Here is a 15,704-nt window from a genome sequence, read left to right on the forward strand (position 1 = left end):
GGCTGCGGGCTGCGGGCTGCGGGCTGCGGGCTGCGGGCTGCGGGCTGCGGGCTGCGGGCTGCGGGCTGCGGGCTGCGGTGGACAGTCGACGAGCCGCGGTCGACGGTCAACAAACTGCAGTCGACAAGTTGCGGTCGGCAATCGGCGGTCGACGGTGAGCAGTCGGCGAGCCGCGGTCGACGGTCAACAAACTGCAGTCAACGAGTTGCGGTCGGCAATCGGTGGTCGACGGTAGGCAATCGGCAGTCGACGAGCCGCAGTCGGCAGTCGCCAATGGACAGTCGGCAATAGGCAATAGGCAATAGGCAGTCGGCAGTCGGGGATTGCCGATGCGCCGAGTCTGTCCGCGTTCAGCGGGCGCCTGTCGCCGGTGCCGGGCGGAAGCGGCGGCGGTACTCGGCCGGGGCCGTGCCGAGCGTTTTGAAGAAGGCGCGGCGCATGGCCTCCGGGGTGCCGTAGCCGCTGGCGCGGGAGATCTCCTCGATGCCGTCGCCGGTGTCCTCCATGAGACGTCGGGCGTGTTCGAGGCGGACCCGGTCGACGTAGCGGCCGGGGGTCATGCCGGTCTCGGCCCGGAAGGCGCGGGCGAAGTGGCGGGGCGAGAGGCGGGCGCGGGCGGCCAGGGACTCGACGGCCAGATCGTCGCCCGGGTGCTCGGTGATCCACTGCTGGACCTCGCGGAGGGGTTCGCGGCAGGCCGTCTGGGCGGCGAGCTGGGCGCTGAACTGGGCCTGGTTCCCGGGCCGGCGGAGGAAGACGACCAGGTGGCGGGCGATGGTCAGTGCCGCGTCCCGGCCGAGGTCCTCCTCCACCAGCGCGAGTGCGAGATCGATGCCCGAGGTGACACCGGCCGAGGTGGAGACATGTCCGTCGCGGACGTAGATGGGGTCGGGGTCGACAGTCACGGCGGGATGATCACTGGCGAACTTCTCGCAGTACGCCCAGTGCGTGGTCGCCCGCCGTCCGTCCAGCAGGCCCGCCTCGGCGAGTACGAGCGCTCCGGTGCACACGGACACCAGGCGCTCGGCGCGCGGCCCGTGCTCGCGCAGCCAGTCGGTCAGCCGCGGGTCCGGACCACGCGCGCCCGGGCCGCCGGGGACGAGAAGGGTGTGCGGGGCGGGCGCGTCGGCGAGGGTCGAATCCGGTACGAGGGTCAGGCCGCTGGAGGTGCGTACCGGGCTGCCGTCCAGGGAGGCCGTACGGATGCGATAGGTCCCCGGTGCCAGCTTCTCGGCACCCGCGAAGACCTCCATGGGGCCGGTGACATCGAGGCTCTGCACATCGTCGAAGAGGACCACCAGGACGGTTCGCATACCGCCGATTCTTCGCGCTGCCCGCGCCGGCCGCAATGACGAGTACCCCACCTTTCCTGCCATCCGGTGCCCGCCACTGGAGACCGTACCGACCAGTCGGTAACGTGACCGTCATGACTACTGCCGCCATCGATCCCCGTGCCGGGCGCCGCTGCCACAACGCGCTCAACTCCCTGCACGCCACGCTCTACTTCTCGCCCGACCTGGGCAGGGAACTGGCGGAACTCGGAGTCACGGATTCCAGGGCCGTCAACTTCGCCGTACGGGCGGCGGCGCTGGGGCGGGTCGGGCCCGGCGTGGTGGCGGCGACCTTCTACAACTACAAGTACGAACTCGTGGCCCGGCATGTGCCCGCCGTCTGGGAGATCGTCTCCCCGGAGCAGGCCCTGACGGCACGCGCACGTGCCGTCGACGCGACCCTGCGCCGTCTGCTGGACGACGACGTGGTCGAGTCGGAGGAGATGGCGGAGGCCGCGCGGCTGGCGCTGCGGGCCGCCGAGGCGTGCACACGTGCCGCCCGGCCCCTGTACGCCGCGCATGCCGATCTGCCGGTCCCGGAGGAGCCGCATCTCGCGTACTTTCACGCCGCCACACTGCTGCGCGAGCACCGCGGCGACGGTCACCTGGCCGTCCTGATGTCCGCCGGCCTCGACGGCCTGGAGGCCGTGGTGTCCCACACCGCGACCGGCAAGGGCATGACCCCGAAGTGGGTGTTCGGCACCCGCGGCTGGAGCCGGGAGGAGTGGGACGCCGCCGCGGGACGGCTGCGGGAGCGCGGACTGCTCGACGGGGACGGCGAGTTGACCGAGGCGGGCGTCGTGCTGCGCGCCGAGATCGAGGCGGAGACCGACCGGCTGGACCGGGCACCGTACGAGCACCTGGGGGCCGAGGGGGTCGTACGGCTGACCGAGCTGGCGACCGGGTTCGCCCGGCGGGCGCTCGCCGCCGGGGCGTTTCCGGGGAATCTGCTCGGCAAGAGCTAGCCGGCGGAGCGCAAACCGGACGTCACGGCGGCGGTGCCGGCACTCTCCCGCCGAGCGGCGTGAGGAGAAGGCTCAGGAGCTGCGGTACTTGTCCACCATGTCCAGGAACATCTGAAGATTCGGGACGCTCTTGGCCATGGCGCGCGCCCAGAAGGCCGATTCGCCGGTCTTCATCACCGCGACGGCGCCGCCGCCGAGCTTGACCTGCCCCACCTGGGTCCAGGGCAGCACCTTCTTCCGGTGCGCGACGCCGGCGGTGGAGAGGTCGAACTCGCCGAAGTCCAGGACCTCGCCGTCCAGGAACGCCTGCCGCGCGGTGGTGCCCTGGGCCAGCAGTACCGCTCTCTGCATGGCCGAGGCCCAAGTGCGGGGCTTCTCGTAGAAGTTGGTGACCGTCACACTCGCCCCCGGGCTCGTCGCCACGCAGGTGTACAGGATCGGACCCGGTATGCCGTTGATGATCTTCTGGACCTGCTCCTCGTAGAGCCTGATCCGGTCCCACCGCACGGCCACCGTGCCGGCACCCGTCTCCTGGTCGGCGATCATGCCGTGCTCGAACAGGTGCAGCCGCTTCGCCGCCTGTCGGGGGTTGAAGTCCGGGGTGCGGCGGAGCGCGATGTAGTAGAAGATCACGGCCGGCACCACGAAGAGGCAGAACAGCATCGCGAGCGTCAGATAGAACGACGACTTCACGAACCACCCGAACCGCTGGGGTCTGAAGGTGGCGAGCAGCGCACCCAGTTCGTGCTGTGCCGCCAGTTCGGCGACGGCAGGGGACGGGGGTGCCAAGGGGACTGTCGCGGGCATGAGCCTCAACTTCGCTGGGAAAGGTGTCAGTTGGCTGTTGCCTGCTCATACCAGGCGATACCCGCAGCCTCTCCTATCTCTGCTCCCACCGTCCAGAAGATCACCGAAAATCGACTCCGGGACGGCGCCCTGATCCCCGAGTGTCGGTGCCACCTGCCACAATTGCCGCGCAACCTCAGTGGAGAAGGCGGTACGGGCGTGACGACACCCCTCGTAGGGTCCATCGAAGGCAGGATCGCCGAGGAGCTCGGCGTACGGGAGCGGCAGGTGAAGGCAGCCGTCGAGCTGCTCGACGGCGGTTCGACGGTGCCCTTCATCGCCCGCTACCGCAAGGAAGCGACCGAGATGCTCGACGACGCGCAACTGCGCACGCTCGAAGAGCGGCTGCGGTATCTGCGGGAGCTGGAAGAGCGGCGGACCGCGATCCTCGAATCGGTGCGCGAGCAGGGCAAGCTCACCGAGGAGCTGGAGGCGCAGATCCGCGCCGCCGAGACCAAGGCGCGCCTTGAGGACATCTACCTGCCCTACAAGCCCAAGCGGCGCACCAAGGCGCAGATCGCGCGGGAAGCGGGGCTTGAGCCGCTCGCGGAGGGGCTGTTGGGCGACCCGAGCGTGGAGCCGCTCGCCGCTGCCGCCGCGTTCGTCGACGCCGACAAGGGTGTCGCCGATCCGCAGGCCGCCCTGGACGGCGCCCGGGCGATCCTCACCGAGCGGTTCTCGGAGGACGCCGACCTGATCGGCGAGCTGCGCGAGCGGATGTGGGGACGCGGGCGCCTCGCCGCGAAGGTGCGGGATGGCAAGGAGGAGGCGGGCGCCAAGTTCGCCGACTACTTCGACTTCTCGGAGCCGTTCACCGCGCTGCCCTCGCACCGCATCCTCGCGATGCTGCGCGGCGAGAAGGAGGACGTCCTCGATCTCGTCCTGGAGCCCGAGGAGGACACCGAGGGGCCTTCTTCCTACGAGGGGATGGTCGCCCACCGCTTCCAGATCCTCGACCGCGGCCGTCCCGGCGACAAGTGGCTTCAGGACACGGTCCGTTGGGCCTGGCGCACCCGGATTCTCGTGCACCTCGGCATCGACCTGCGGCTGCGGCTGCGTACGGCCGCCGAGGACGAGGCGGTCAACGTCTTCGCCTCGAACCTGCGGGACCTGCTGCTCGCCGCCCCGGCCGGCACCCGCGCGACGCTGGGCCTGGACCCCGGTTTCCGTACGGGCGTGAAGGTGGCCGTCGTCGACGCGACCGGCAAGGTCGTCGCCACGGACGTGATCTACCCGCACGTCCCGGCCAACAAGTGGGACGACGCCCTCGCCAAGCTGGCCCGCCTCTCCGCCCAGCACTCGGTCGACCTGATCGCGATCGGCAACGGCACGGCGTCCCGCGAGACCGACAAGCTCGCCGGTGAACTCATCACCAAGCACCCGGAGTTGAACCTCACCAAGGTGATGGTGTCCGAGGCCGGCGCGTCCGTGTACTCGGCGTCCGCGTTCGCCTCGGCGGAACTGCCCGACATGGACGTGTCGTTGCGGGGCGCCGTCTCGATCGCGCGCCGACTCCAGGACCCGCTGGCCGAGTTGGTGAAGATCGACCCCAAGTCGATCGGTGTCGGCCAGTACCAGCACGACCTGTCCGAGGTGAAGCTGTCGCGTTCACTGGACGCAGTGGTCGAGGACTGTGTGAACGGCGTCGGTGTGGACGTCAACACGGCCTCCGCGCCGCTCCTTTCACGCGTGTCCGGCATCACCTCCGGCCTCGCCGAGAACATCGTGTCGCACCGCGACGCCAACGGCCCCTTCACCTCGCGCACCCAGCTGAAGAAGGTGGCACGACTCGGCCCGAAGGCCTACGAGCAGTGCGCGGGCTTCCTGCGCATCCGCGGCGGCGACGACCCGCTCGACTCGTCCAGCGTGCACCCCGAGGCGTATCCGGTGGTGCGGCGGATGGTGAAGACGGCGGGGAGCGAGGTGGCGTCGCTGATCGGCAACACGGCGGTACTGCGTTCGCTGAAGCCGACCGAGTTCGTGGACGAGACGTTCGGTCTGCCGACCGTGACCGACATCCTCAAGGAGCTGGAGAAGCCGGGGCGCGACCCGCGGCCCGCGTTCAAGACGGCCACGTTCAAGGACGGCGTCGAGAAGATCTCCGACCTGGCGCCCGGGATGGTCCTGGAGGGGGTCGTCACGAACGTCGCCGCGTTCGGGGCGTTCATCGATGTCGGTGTCCACCAGGACGGTCTGGCACACGTTTCCGCACTGTCGAAGACGTTCGTCAAGGACCCGCGGGACGTGGTGAAGCCGGGGGACATCGTCAAGGTGAAGGTGCTCGATGTCGACATCCCTCGGAAGCGGATCTCGCTGACTCTGCGGCTCGACGACTCGGCGGAAGCGGTGGCCTCCGGCGGGGAGCGAGGACAGCAGGGTGGGGGTGGCGAGCGTCGGCAGCGGGGTGGGCGTCCGCCCCAGCAGCGCCAGCAGCAGCGGCAGGGCGGCCAGGGTGGTGGGTCGCGGCAGGCGGCTCCGCCGCCGGGTAACAGTGCGATGGCTGATGCTTTGCGGAAGGCGGGGTTGTTGGACCCGGGGAAGAAAGGCAAGCGCTGACGGCTGCGCCGAGCAGGTCGTGGGGAAGCTGCGGGTCCGTTGTGGCTGGTCGCGCAGTTCCCCGCGCCCCTGAGGGGTGGGTGCTCGGCGGCGAAAACAGGTGAAGTTGGATCATGTCTCCGACAGACTGGGCGGATGATCTCACCCGACTTCAAGGCAGACCTCCGCGTCATTCTTCAGGACAGCCGAGACACGCTCCTCTGGAAGCTCCATGGGCTGTCGGAGTACGACATCCGGCGGCCCATGACGCCGACCGGCACCAATCTGTTGGGGCTGGTCAAGCATCTGGCCGGGGCCGAGGCGTTCTACTTCGGCACGGTCTTCGGACGGCCCGTCGACGCACCGGAGTTGTGGATCGCGGGTGACGCCGAGCCCAACGCGGATCTGTGGGCGACGCCCGATGAGACGCGTGAGCAGATCGTCGGGGACTATCGGCGTGTGTGCGCCCACTCCGACGCGACGATCGAGGCGTTGCCCCTGGACGCGGTCGGCCGCATACCCGGTGAGCGGGGGAACGAAATCACCCTGCACCGCACGCTCGTCCACATGATCTACGAAACATCCCGGCACGCAGGGCACGCCGATGTCGTGCGGGAACTCGTCGACGGATCGGTGGGACAGCGGGCCGGGGGCGACAACATGGCGCCTGGCGACGCGAGTTGGTGGGCGGAACACCGGGAAAGGGTGGAGCGCGCCGCGAAAGAGGCCGAGCGTCAGCGCCCTGAAGGGGCGCGGGGAACTGCGCGACCAGCCACAACGGACCCGCAGTGAACGAACCACCTGATCCTCACCGTTGCTCCGTCACCTTCCCGTCCGCCACCTCCAACCGCCGAGTCACCTGAACCGCGTCCAGCATCCGCCGGTCATGAGTGACCAACAACAACGTGCCCTCATACGCATCCAGCGCCGACTCCAGCTGCTCAATGGCCGGCAGGTCCAGGTGGTTCGTCGGCTCGTCCAGAACCAGGAGGTTCACCCCACGGCCCTGGAGCAACGCCAGCGCCGAACGGGTGCGCTCACCCGGTGACAAGGTCCCCGCAGGCCGCATCACATGGTGCGCCTTGAGCCCGAACTTGGCGAGCAGCGTGCGGACTTCGGCCGGCTCGGTGTCCGGGACGGCCGCGCAGAACGCGTCGAGCAGGGACTCCGTGCCGTGGAACAACTGCCGGGCCTGGTCCACCTCGCCGACCAGGACACCGGAGCCGAGCGAAGCCTGCCCCGCGTCCAAGGGGATACGGCCGAGCAGCGCAGCGAGGAGCGTCGACTTGCCCGCGCCGTTCGCGCCGGTCACCGCGACCCGGTCCGCCCAGTCGATCTGCAGGGACACCGGGCCGAAGCTGAAGTCGCCGCGTCGTACCTCGGCGTCCCGCAGGGTCGCGACGACCGCGCCGGAGCGGGGCGCGGAGGCGATCTCCATGCGCAGTTCCCACTCCTTGCGGGGCTCCTCGACGACGTCGAGGCGTTCGATCATGCGCTGGGTCTGCCGGGCCTTCGCGGCCTGCTTCTCGCTGGCCTCGCTGCGGAACTTGCGGCCGATCTTGTCGTTGTCGTTGTTCGCCTTGCGGCGGGCGTTCTTGACGCCCTTGTCCATCCAGCCGCGCTGCATCTGGGCACGGTCCTGGAGCGCGGAGCGCTTGTCGGCGTACTCCTCGAAGTCGTCGCGGGCGTGCCGGCGGGCCACGTCCCGCTCCTCCAGGTAGGCCTCGTAGCCGCCGCCGTAGAGGTTGATCTGGTTCTGGGCCAGGTCGAGTTCGAGGACCTTGGTGACCGTGCGGGTGAGGAACTCGCGGTCGTGGGACACGACGACCGTGCCGGCGCGCAGGCCGGAGACGAAACGTTCGAGGCGTTCCAGGCCGTCGAGGTCCAGGTCGTTGGTGGGCTCGTCCAGGAGGAAGACGTCGTAGCGGGAGAGGAGGAGGGAAGCGAGGCCCGCGCGGGCCGCCTGGCCGCCGGACAGGGACGTCATCGGCTGGTCGAGGTCGATGGCGAGGCCGAGGGAGTCGGCGATCTCCTCGGCGCGTTCGTCGAGGTCGGCGCCGCCGAGGTCGAGCCAGCGCTCCAGGCTCGCCGAGTAGGCGTCGTCGGCGCCGGGTGCGCCGTCGACCAGTGCCTGGGTGGCCTCGTCCATCGTGCGCTGGGCCTCGGCGACGCCGGTGCGGCGGGACAGGAACTCGCGCACGCTCTCGCCCGGGCGCCGCTCCGGCTCCTGCGGGAGATGTCCTACGGTCGCGGCCGGCGGGGAGAGGCGCAGTTCGCCCTCCTCCGGTGCGAGCAGGCCGGCGAGCATCCTCAGGAGAGTGGACTTGCCGGCGCCGTTGGCACCGACAAGGCCGATCACATCGCCGGGGGCGACGACGAGGTCGAGCCCGCTGAACAGGGCGCGGTCGCCGTGTCCGGCGGCGAGATTCTTGGCGACGAGAGTGGCAGTCATCAGACCGCCGATCCTAATCGGTCCGTTTGGCCGCCCGCGCCGCGGATTTCAGCGTGCCATCGGCTCCACCAGCACGCTCCCCGTGGTGCGGGCCACGACGAAGGACTCGCCCTTCACGGCTTTCGCGTCGAGGGCGATGCGGTGGCTTCCGGGTTCCAGGACGCCGTCGAAGACGTCCTGGGTGTGGCTGCGGTAGAGGCGATCGAGCCGGTACGCCGTGACGCGTACCCGGCACGGGGAGGTGACCTCGATGCCCGCCTCGCCGTCGGCTGCGACCAGGCGGGTCAGCCGGTGCTGCTCGGGCGGGCGGCGGTCCAGGGCGTGTTCGATCTGGGCGACGAGGAGCGGGACGATGGGGGCGAGCCCGTCGACGTAGGCCACGTCCACACCGGCGCGGTCGAAGGCGGCCCGTACGGCGGCGCGTTCCTCCTGGGCGACGGCCCGGCCGAAGGCGACGGCGCCGTAGCCGCGGAGTTCGTCGGCGGGGACGTGGGTCGCGTCGCCGGTGATCTCGGCGCCGATGCCGATGGCGCGGAGGGCGGCGGCGAGCTTGTTGAGGACGGCGACTCGGGCGCCGATGAGGAGGACGCGGCGTTTGGCGGCCGGGGGTTCGGTGCCGTCGATGAGGGAGTCGAGGGCCGTGCGGTACTCGGTGCCTGCGAAGCGGAAGGGCCCTATGCCGTGGTAGCCGTTGCGCTCCAGGTCGGCGTGTTCCTCGGTCTGCCAGGCGAAGTCGCGCCAGATGTAGTCGGTGCCGTCCCGTTCGATGACGGCGGTGACGGCGCCGCAGGCCAGGTCCGCGCACTCGGGGCAGCCGTAGATGATGTGGCGTCCGCCCTCCAGGGGTGGGTCGGTCTCCAGGAGGAGGCTGCGGACCTGGGCGGTGAAGATCGCGGGCGGGATGTCGGAGGCGAGCGGGGAGACGGCGTCCAGGTCGGCGAGCTGGAAGAGCAGTGGGCGGCCGTCGACGAGGAAGTCGACGAAGTCGCGGTGCACCTGGTAGCCGCCGTCCGCGAGGACTTCACCGGCGCGCATCGCCGGTGCCAGGCCGAAGGCCGCGTACGCGGCGGACATCGCAGGTTCGGCAGACATGCTGTGAGTATCCCCAGCGCGATGCCGATGTCAGCACGGCATGTCGTATTCCGCTACCGTCCGCGCATGGAGAGCGGTGTGAGTGGCGAAGTCATCGTGGTCGGCGGGGGCGTCATCGGGCTGACGACGGCCGTCGTCCTGGCCGAGAGCGGCGCACGGGTGCGAGTGTGGACGCGCGAGAGCGTCGAGCTGACGACCTCGGCCGTCGCGGGCGCGCTGTGGTGGCCGTACCGGATCGAGCCGGAGGCGCTCGTCGGTGAGTGGGCGCTCCAATCGCTCGGCGTGTACGAGAAGTTGGCGGCGCGGCCCGAGGAGACGGGCGTACGCATGGTCGAGGGTGTACAGGGCGGGACACGGCTGGACGAGCTGGGGCCGTGGGCGGGCCGGGTGCCGGGGCTGCGGGCGGCGCGGGCCGAGGAGTACGCGGGCGGCGGGCTGTGGGCCCGGTTGCCGCTGATCGACATGTCGACCCATCTGCCGTGGCTGCGGGAGCGGTTCCTGGGGGCGGGCGGGACCGTCGAGGAGGCGTCGGTGACGGACCTCACCGAGGTGCCGGCACCCTTCGTGGTCAACTGCACGGGGCTGGACTCCCTGGACCTGGTGCCCGACCGTTCGATGCGGCCGGTGCGCGGTCAGCTGGTGGTGGTGGAGAACCCGGGGATCACGACCTGGTTCACGTCGGTCGACCACTCGGCGGACACGTCCACGTACTTCTTCCCGCAGCCGGGCGGGCTGATCCTGGGCGGTACGGCCGAGGACGGCGCTTGGTCGATGACGCCCGATCCCGAGACCGCCGAGGCGATCATCGCGCGCTGCGCGGCGATCCGGCCGGAGATCGCCGACGCCCGGGTGCTGGAGCACCGGGTGGGACTGCGGCCGACGCGGCCCGCTGTCCGGCTGGAGCGTCAAGTGCTGCGGGACGGGCGGGTGTTGGTGCACAACTACGGGCACGGCGGGGCGGGGATCACGGTGGCGTGGGGGTGCGCCGAGGAGGTCGCGGAGTTGGTGCGGCTGCGGCTGGGCTGAGCCGCGAGGCTTCGGTGACCGAGGTGACCGAGGTGACCGAGGTGACCGAGGTGACCGAGGTGACCGAGGTGACCGAGGTGACCGAGGTGTCCGACGCGGGCGGCGGAGCGCGCTCTGCGGCCGACGTGCCCGGAGTGGGGCGGCGGAGCGCACTCGCGCCGCCGCCCCACTCCGGGTCGGGTCGGGTCGGTGATCAGTTGCCGGGTACCCGCTGGGCGGCGGAACGGGGTGTCCGTACGCCGTCGAGGGTCGCGGCCGTGGCTGCCGTGGACTTGACTCCCGCCGTGGCCTTGGCGAACGCCGACGCGCCGCCGACGAGCGGGAGTTGGGCCGAGGTGCGGGCCAGGGTCAGGGCGAGGGTCGGGGTGGTGGACGGCGGGTCGATGAGGTCCTTGTCCGTGCCCGCGACGATCAGGGCGAGGCGGTGCCCGGCCGGGACGACGTGGTCGGTCGCCGCCAGGTCGAGCGTGATGGTGTACGCCTTGCCCGGGGTGAGCGGTACGCCCTTCGTGGCGGAGGCGTAGTTGCCGAGGTCGGCCCAGCCGCGGCTGAAGACGTTGTAGTCGACTGCCGTGGTCTTGGCCTGGGTTGCCAGGAAGCAGGCACTGTCGCCGGCGGTGCTCTCGCCCCAGCAGGTGCGGTTCGTGAGCGTGGTGATGCCTTCCGCCGAGTCGGCGTAGTCGCGGATGGTGTCGGGGCCCAAATCGACCAGGACGGCGGAGAGATGGGCCGTGGCGGTGGTGGGTGTCGCCGTGATCGTCACCTTCGAGGAACCCGAAAGCCGCAGGTCCTTCTTGAGCGGTCCGGTGACGAAACCTGCCTTGTCCGCCGTCGACTTGTCGATCGCGGCGGCCCAGTCGGTCTCGCTCTCCTGCGGGTTGTCGGTGAACGTCTCGGTCCCGCTGCCCGCGCCCAGCCCGAGCGTGCCTACGCCCGCCCGGGTGCCCTGCGCCGGGTGGAGGGTGGTGGTCGCGGTGCCGCTCGGCGGCCAGGTCTTCGACGTCTCCCACTGGTCGGGGTGGCGTTCGACGTCGGCCATCGGCTGGCGGTCGATTCCGTTGTCGTAGCCGAGGAGTTCGTGGTCGAACCAGCGGTGCAGGGTGTCGACCCAGGCGTCGCGCCGGTAGTCGAAGGGGTCGACGTGGCCGGTCTGGGAGAGCCAGATCTTGCGCTCGACGCCGTTCTTTGCGAGGGCGTCCCACCACTGGCCGAAGTTCTTGGTGCGGACGTTGAGGTCCTGCAGCCCGTGCACGAGGAAGACGCTGGCCTTGACCTTGCTCGCGTCCTTCACGTAGTCGCGCTCGGTCCAGAACGGCGTCCAGTCACCGGTGCGTGGAGCCCCGTCGACGATCTTCTGCTGGACGGCGGCGCACTTGGCCTGCGCGTCGGGGCTGTCGACGTAGCCGGAGAGCCAGTCGGGGCCGGAGTCGTAGAGCGGGGCACCCTTGGCGAAGTAGTAGTCGTACCAGGAGGAGATGGAGCTGATCGGGACGATCGTCTTCAGGCCCTTCACGCCGGTGGCGGCGACGCCGTTGGCGATGGTGCCGTCCCAGCTCTTGCCGATCATTCCGGTCTTGCCGTTGGTCCAACTCGCCTGCGAGGAGACGGTTCCGGTGCGTGTCGTGTACGCCTTCGCGCGTCCGTTCAGCCAGTCGACGACGGCCTTCGCGGACTGGATGTCGGAACGGCCGCCGACGTCGACGCAGCCGTCGGAGCGGTTGGTGCCGGCGAGGTCGACGCCGACGAAGGCGTAGCCGCGGGGCACGAAGTAGTTGTCGTAGAACAGCGGCATCTGGACAACGTTGCCGCTGGCGTCGTAGGTCTTCAGCTGGCTCTCGTTGCCGCGTCCGCAGCAGGAGTAGTAGGGGCTGGCGTCCATGATGACGGGCACTTTGCGGCCCTCGCGGGCGGGTTCGCTCGGCCGGACGATGTCGACGGCGACGCGGTCCGGTTTCCCGTCACCGTCGCCGTCGAGTCCGGTGTCCACCCAGACGGCCTCGCGGACGGCGTTCGCGTAGGAGTAGACGGGTTGGCTTTCCTGCGGGGCGCTCTGGGCCACTGCCGGGGTGAGGAAAGTGGCCAGGAGGGCGGCGGTCGCCGCCGTCGCGAGCGATCTCCAGATCGTGAAGCGCGTGCGTTTCGGCATGCGCGGACGGTACATCGGTCAACTCCCGTGCTGGAAGAGGCACTCGGGGTCGTTCGGGGTCATGTCGGCCGAATGGCGATCGTGTGACAGGAGGTGCCGTGGACAGGCATGGGAGCACAGGGACTGAATAGCCTTTGAACAGACGGACCGAGTGGACCTTACGGCTCTTCGACCTTCGTGGACCCCCACGGCTCTTCGGCTTCCCGCGGAGCCCTACGACTTGGAGTTCTCGTGCACCGCAGAATCATCGCGCCGGGAGCGCTCGCGGCGGCCTCCCTGCTGCTGGCGATCCCGGCATCGGCGGCAAGCTACTCCCCCGGCGCTCCGGGTATCGGCGACCCCTACTACCCGGCCTACGGCAACGGCGGATACGACGTCTCGCACTACGACCTCAGGCTTCAATACCAGCCCGCGACGGATGAGTTGGCGGGTACGGCCACCATCCTCGCCAAGACCACGCAGGATCTCTCGCGGTTCAATCTTGACTTCCTCCTCGACGTGAGCGAGGTGCGGGTCAACGGTGTGAAGGCGACCTTCGCGACCTCCGGCCAGCACGAGCTGGAGATCACCCCGAAGACCCCGCTGCCGACGGGCACACCGATCACGGTCGTGGTCCGCTACAGCGGGGTCCCGTCCACGAAGAGCGCGTACGGCTTCGACACCTGGCACCGCACCCCGGACGGCGCGGTCGCGGCGGACGAGCCCGAGTCGGCGTGGTGGTGGTTCCCGAGCAACGACCACCCCAGCGACAAGGCGACCTACGACGTGTCGGTGGCGGTGCCGAACGGCACCCAGGCCATCTCCAACGGCACGCTCCAGTCGACGAGTTCACAACTCGGCTGGACCCGCTACAACTGGCGGCAGAACAAACCGCAGGCCACCTACCTGGCCACGCTGGCCCTCGGCAAGTTCGACATCACCACCAGCACCTCGGAGGGTGGCGTCCCGGTCATCAACGCGTACAGCAAGGACCTCGGCGACAACGACGGCTCCGCGCGGGCGAGCGTGGAGCGGACCGGGGAGATCGTCGACTGGCTGAGCGGCTACTTCGGGCCGTATCCCTTCAGTTCGGCCGGCGGGTACGTGCCCAACACGACGACCGGGTACGCGCTGGAGACGCAGACGCGCGTCTACTACAGCCAGAAGCAGTTCGCGAACGGCGCCAACACCTCTGTCGTCGTGCACGAGTTGGCCCACCAGTGGTACGGCGACGACGTGTCGCTGAAGGGCTGGAAGGACATCTGGATCAACGAGGGCTTCGCGCGGTACGCGCAGTGGCTGTGGTCCGAGCACGAGGGCGAGGGCACCACGCAGCAACTCGCCGACTACGTCTACGCCTCGCACCCGGCCGACGACCCCTTCTGGACGATCGCGCCCGGCGACCCCGGTCCGGACAACCAGTTCGAGCTTCCGGTCTACGACCGGGGCGCACTCGCCATCCAGGCGCTGCGCAACGAGGTCGGCGACGACGCGTTCTTCGCCATCCTGAAGGGCTGGCCGAAGGAGCACGCGTACGGCAACGCGTCCGTCGCGGACTTCCGGTCCTACGCCGAGCAGGTGTCGGGGAAGTCGCTGTCCGCGCTCTTCGACACCTGGCTGTTCCAGCCGTCGAAGCCGGCGGCCCCGGCGGCCCGTACGGCGTCCATCGCGAAGGCGTCGGCCGCTCCGGTCCAGCCGAGGTCGTGGAAGAGGATCGCCGCGACGAACGACGTGCACGGGGGCTGACGGCACCGCTCAGTCGTCGCCCTGCTCCGAGGAAGCCGGGCCGGACCCGGTGTGCTTGACGAACACGATCCCGTCGTGGCCGGTCAGGTGCGCCGGGTCCAGTGGGGCGTAGCCGTACCAGGACGACACGCGAGGGGCGGGCGTCGATCCGGCGAGCGCGGTGGCGAGCCGACGGGTGTCGACGAGGCAACGGGGTTGCGGGAGCGCGTAGAGCAGCCCCTCGACGGTGTCCGGGGGCGGGGTGTCCACCCCCTGGTGGGGGATCGTGCCGAGGGCCGTGGCCAGGAAGGCGTACTCCTCGCCCAGGTGTGCGCCGACGATCGCGCCGGCGCTCCACCACTCCACCGGCAGGCCGCCCATGCGCATCGTGCTCCTGTTCCGCTGGAGGTGGCCGTTGTGGGCGTTCACCAGCGCCGGGCCGCGTTCGGCGACGGCGAGCAGGTTGGCGGCCATCATCGAGTCGCGCAGGGCCACCAGCCGCGTCATACGGCTCGGTGAGGCGTCGGCCATCGCGGAGTGGTAGCGCAGCAGGCCGACCGCTGTGCGCGCGTACAGGCGGGCGCGGTGCCACTCCTCCGGCGTGGACGTCGCGATCAGTCGCGGTGTCCACGCGTCGAGCAGGGCCACCAAGTCGTCGGCGAACAGCCGCAGTTGCCGGGCTCGGGGCGTCCGCCCGACGGACCGGGACGGGTCCCGCATGGCGGCGGTGTCGGTCCACGGGTCGTCCGGACCGAGCAGCTCGTCGAGGGTTTCGGCGGTGCCGGGAAGAAGGTCGGCGTCGACTCCGGCGGCGAGGTGGGCGTGGAGTCCGGTGAGGGCCTGCCGGGGGCTCGCGGCGCCGGTGATCTCCAGCGGGCCGTCGAATCCGGCGAACCGCACCTGCTCGGTGTCGGGGCGGCCGGCGTTGTACTCGCGCATCCAGCGCACCAGTTCGCGGTTGCCCGGGAAGGCGCCCCACCCGTGGCTGAAGCCGCGCGCCATGGTGTCGTCGAGGGTGCCCGTGCCCGAGGTGACGTGGTCGTCCACGACCAGGCCCATGAGGCAGTCGCTCTCGATGGCGATGGTGCGGTAGCCCTCCCGCTCGACGAGGTGGCGGAAGATCTCGTTGCGCACATCGAGCAGGACGTCCTCGCCGTGGGTGGGCTCACCGAGCGCGAGCAGCCGCGGTCTGGCCGGGAGCAGATCCAGGACGGCTGCGGAGTCGAGGGCGTGGACGGCATCGGTGATGCCAGGGGGGATACCGGGAGAGATACCAGGAGTCATATCCTCAAACGTATCGTTGAAGTCCCGGTGGAAACTTTTTGTCGACAGTGGCAGGACAGTGGTGCGAAACCCTCAAAGCGGTGGTCGGCTCAGGCCGGTCGATCTGGCGCGCGGGCACGGTCTGTCGACGCAGGCGGTCCGCAACTACGAGGCGGCGGGGATCCTTCCGGCCGCCGAACGCACCGCGCACGGCTACCGCACCTACACGCCGCGGCACGCGCGGGCCCTGCGCGCGTTTCTCGCGCTCGTCCCGGGACACGGCCACCCGACGGCCGCGGCGATCCTGCGGGCGGTCAACCGGGGCGCCACCGAGGACGCGCTAC

12 protein-coding genes are annotated in these 15,704 nt (G+C 70.2%); 6 read left to right on the forward strand and 6 right to left on the reverse strand.

Annotated features, from left to right (window positions below; genetic code table 11):
- Positions 1-350 precede the first annotated feature (350 nt).
- The gene (locus tag R6V09_RS26725; RefSeq protein WP_317883978.1) at positions 351-1,313 is read right to left on the reverse strand and encodes a GlxA family transcriptional regulator; all 963 of its coding nucleotides are present in this window, start codon (positions 1,311-1,313) and stop codon (positions 351-353) included.
- 113 nt (positions 1,314-1,426) lie between these two features.
- Here R6V09_RS26725 and R6V09_RS26730 point away from each other — a divergent pair, with 113 nt between their 5' ends.
- Positions 1,427-2,296, forward strand: a complete 870-nt coding sequence (locus R6V09_RS26730) for an SCO6745 family protein (protein ID WP_317883979.1) — start codon at positions 1,427-1,429, stop codon at positions 2,294-2,296.
- Between the two features lie 72 nt (positions 2,297-2,368).
- On the opposite strand, the gene R6V09_RS26735 is transcribed toward R6V09_RS26730, so the two are convergent.
- Entirely contained in the window at positions 2,369-3,103 is a 735-nt protein-coding gene (locus R6V09_RS26735; protein WP_317883980.1) for a DUF6585 family protein, read from the reverse strand.
- A 198-nt stretch (positions 3,104-3,301) separates the two neighbouring features.
- Here R6V09_RS26735 and R6V09_RS26740 point away from each other — a divergent pair, with 198 nt between their 5' ends.
- Both R6V09_RS26740 and R6V09_RS26745 read left to right on the forward strand, forming a co-directional pair.
- Complete coding sequence (locus R6V09_RS26740; protein WP_317883981.1) at positions 3,302-5,698, forward strand: Tex family protein; 2,397 nt, start codon at positions 3,302-3,304, stop codon at positions 5,696-5,698.
- Between the two features lie 135 nt (positions 5,699-5,833).
- A complete protein-coding gene (locus tag R6V09_RS26745) occupies positions 5,834-6,469 on the forward strand; it encodes a DinB family protein (protein ID WP_317883982.1) in 636 nt (211 codons plus the stop codon).
- A gap of 16 nt (positions 6,470-6,485) precedes the next feature.
- On the opposite strand, the gene R6V09_RS26750 is transcribed toward R6V09_RS26745, so the two are convergent.
- Both R6V09_RS26750 and R6V09_RS26755 read right to left on the reverse strand, forming a co-directional pair.
- Positions 6,486-8,129, reverse strand: coding sequence for an ABC-F family ATP-binding cassette domain-containing protein (locus tag R6V09_RS26750; protein ID WP_317883983.1), 1,644 nt, complete (start codon positions 8,127-8,129; stop codon positions 6,486-6,488).
- A 48-nt stretch (positions 8,130-8,177) separates the two neighbouring features.
- Positions 8,178-9,203, reverse strand: coding sequence for an oxidoreductase (locus R6V09_RS26755; RefSeq protein ID WP_317883989.1), 1,026 nt, complete (start codon positions 9,201-9,203; stop codon positions 8,178-8,180).
- Positions 9,204-9,287: 84 nt separating this feature from the next.
- Here R6V09_RS26755 and R6V09_RS26760 point away from each other — a divergent pair, with 84 nt between their 5' ends.
- Positions 9,288-10,247 carry an FAD-dependent oxidoreductase gene (locus R6V09_RS26760; RefSeq protein ID WP_317883984.1) on the forward strand — a complete coding sequence of 320 codons (960 nt, stop codon included), beginning with the start codon at positions 9,288-9,290 and terminating at the stop codon, positions 10,245-10,247.
- Between the two features lie 193 nt (positions 10,248-10,440).
- Here R6V09_RS26760 and R6V09_RS26765 read toward each other — a convergent pair whose 3' ends face one another.
- Positions 10,441-12,393 carry a Xaa-Pro dipeptidyl-peptidase gene (locus R6V09_RS26765; protein ID WP_317883985.1) on the reverse strand — a complete coding sequence of 651 codons (1,953 nt, stop codon included), beginning with the start codon at positions 12,391-12,393 and terminating at the stop codon, positions 10,441-10,443.
- Positions 12,394-12,624: 231 nt separating this feature from the next.
- Here R6V09_RS26765 and R6V09_RS26770 point away from each other — a divergent pair, with 231 nt between their 5' ends.
- Positions 12,625-14,118 carry a M1 family metallopeptidase gene (locus tag R6V09_RS26770; RefSeq protein ID WP_317883986.1) on the forward strand — a complete coding sequence of 498 codons (1,494 nt, stop codon included), beginning with the start codon at positions 12,625-12,627 and terminating at the stop codon, positions 14,116-14,118.
- A 9-nt stretch (positions 14,119-14,127) separates the two neighbouring features.
- On the opposite strand, the gene R6V09_RS26775 is transcribed toward R6V09_RS26770, so the two are convergent.
- Positions 14,128-15,381: an erythromycin esterase family protein gene (locus tag R6V09_RS26775; protein ID WP_317883987.1), complete on the reverse strand. Its 1,254-nt coding sequence runs from the start codon at positions 15,379-15,381 to the stop codon at positions 14,128-14,130.
- A 58-nt stretch (positions 15,382-15,439) separates the two neighbouring features.
- On the opposite strand from R6V09_RS26775, the gene R6V09_RS26780 reads away from it, so the two are divergent.
- Positions 15,440-15,704, forward strand: a 265-nt coding sequence (locus tag R6V09_RS26780) for a MerR family DNA-binding transcriptional regulator (protein ID WP_317883988.1), incomplete at its 3' end; no start/stop codon positions are given.

This window comes from Streptomyces sp. W16 (assembly GCF_033194735.1).
Lineage (GTDB): Bacteria > Actinomycetota > Actinomycetes > Streptomycetales > Streptomycetaceae > Streptomyces.

Bases quoted from the DNA above. Each gene is read 5' to 3' on its own strand.
- R6V09_RS26760 (WP_317883984.1), top strand. From the start codon at position 9,288: ATGGAGAGCGGTGTGAGTGGCGAAGTCATCGTGGTCGGCGGGGGCGTC.
- R6V09_RS26750 (WP_317883983.1), bottom strand. From the start codon at position 8,129: ATGACTGCCACTCTCGTCGCCAAGAATCTCGCCGCCGGACACGGCGAC.
- R6V09_RS26730 (WP_317883979.1), top strand. From the start codon at position 1,427: ATGACTACTGCCGCCATCGATCCCCGTGCCGGGCGCCGCTGCCACAAC.
- R6V09_RS26755 (WP_317883989.1), bottom strand. From the start codon at position 9,203: ATGTCCGCCGCGTACGCGGCCTTCGGCCTGGCACCGGCGATGCGCGCC.
- R6V09_RS26725 (WP_317883978.1), bottom strand. From the start codon at position 1,313: ATGCGAACCGTCCTGGTGGTCCTCTTCGACGATGTGCAGAGCCTCGAT.
- R6V09_RS26765 (WP_317883985.1), bottom strand. From the start codon at position 12,393: ATGCCGAAACGCACGCGCTTCACGATCTGGAGATCGCTCGCGACGGCG.
- R6V09_RS26745 (WP_317883982.1), top strand. From the start codon at position 5,834: ATGATCTCACCCGACTTCAAGGCAGACCTCCGCGTCATTCTTCAGGAC.
- R6V09_RS26735 (WP_317883980.1), bottom strand. From the start codon at position 3,103: ATGCCCGCGACAGTCCCCTTGGCACCCCCGTCCCCTGCCGTCGCCGAA.
- R6V09_RS26775 (WP_317883987.1), bottom strand. From the start codon at position 15,381: ATGACTCCTGGTATCTCTCCCGGTATCCCCCCTGGCATCACCGATGCC.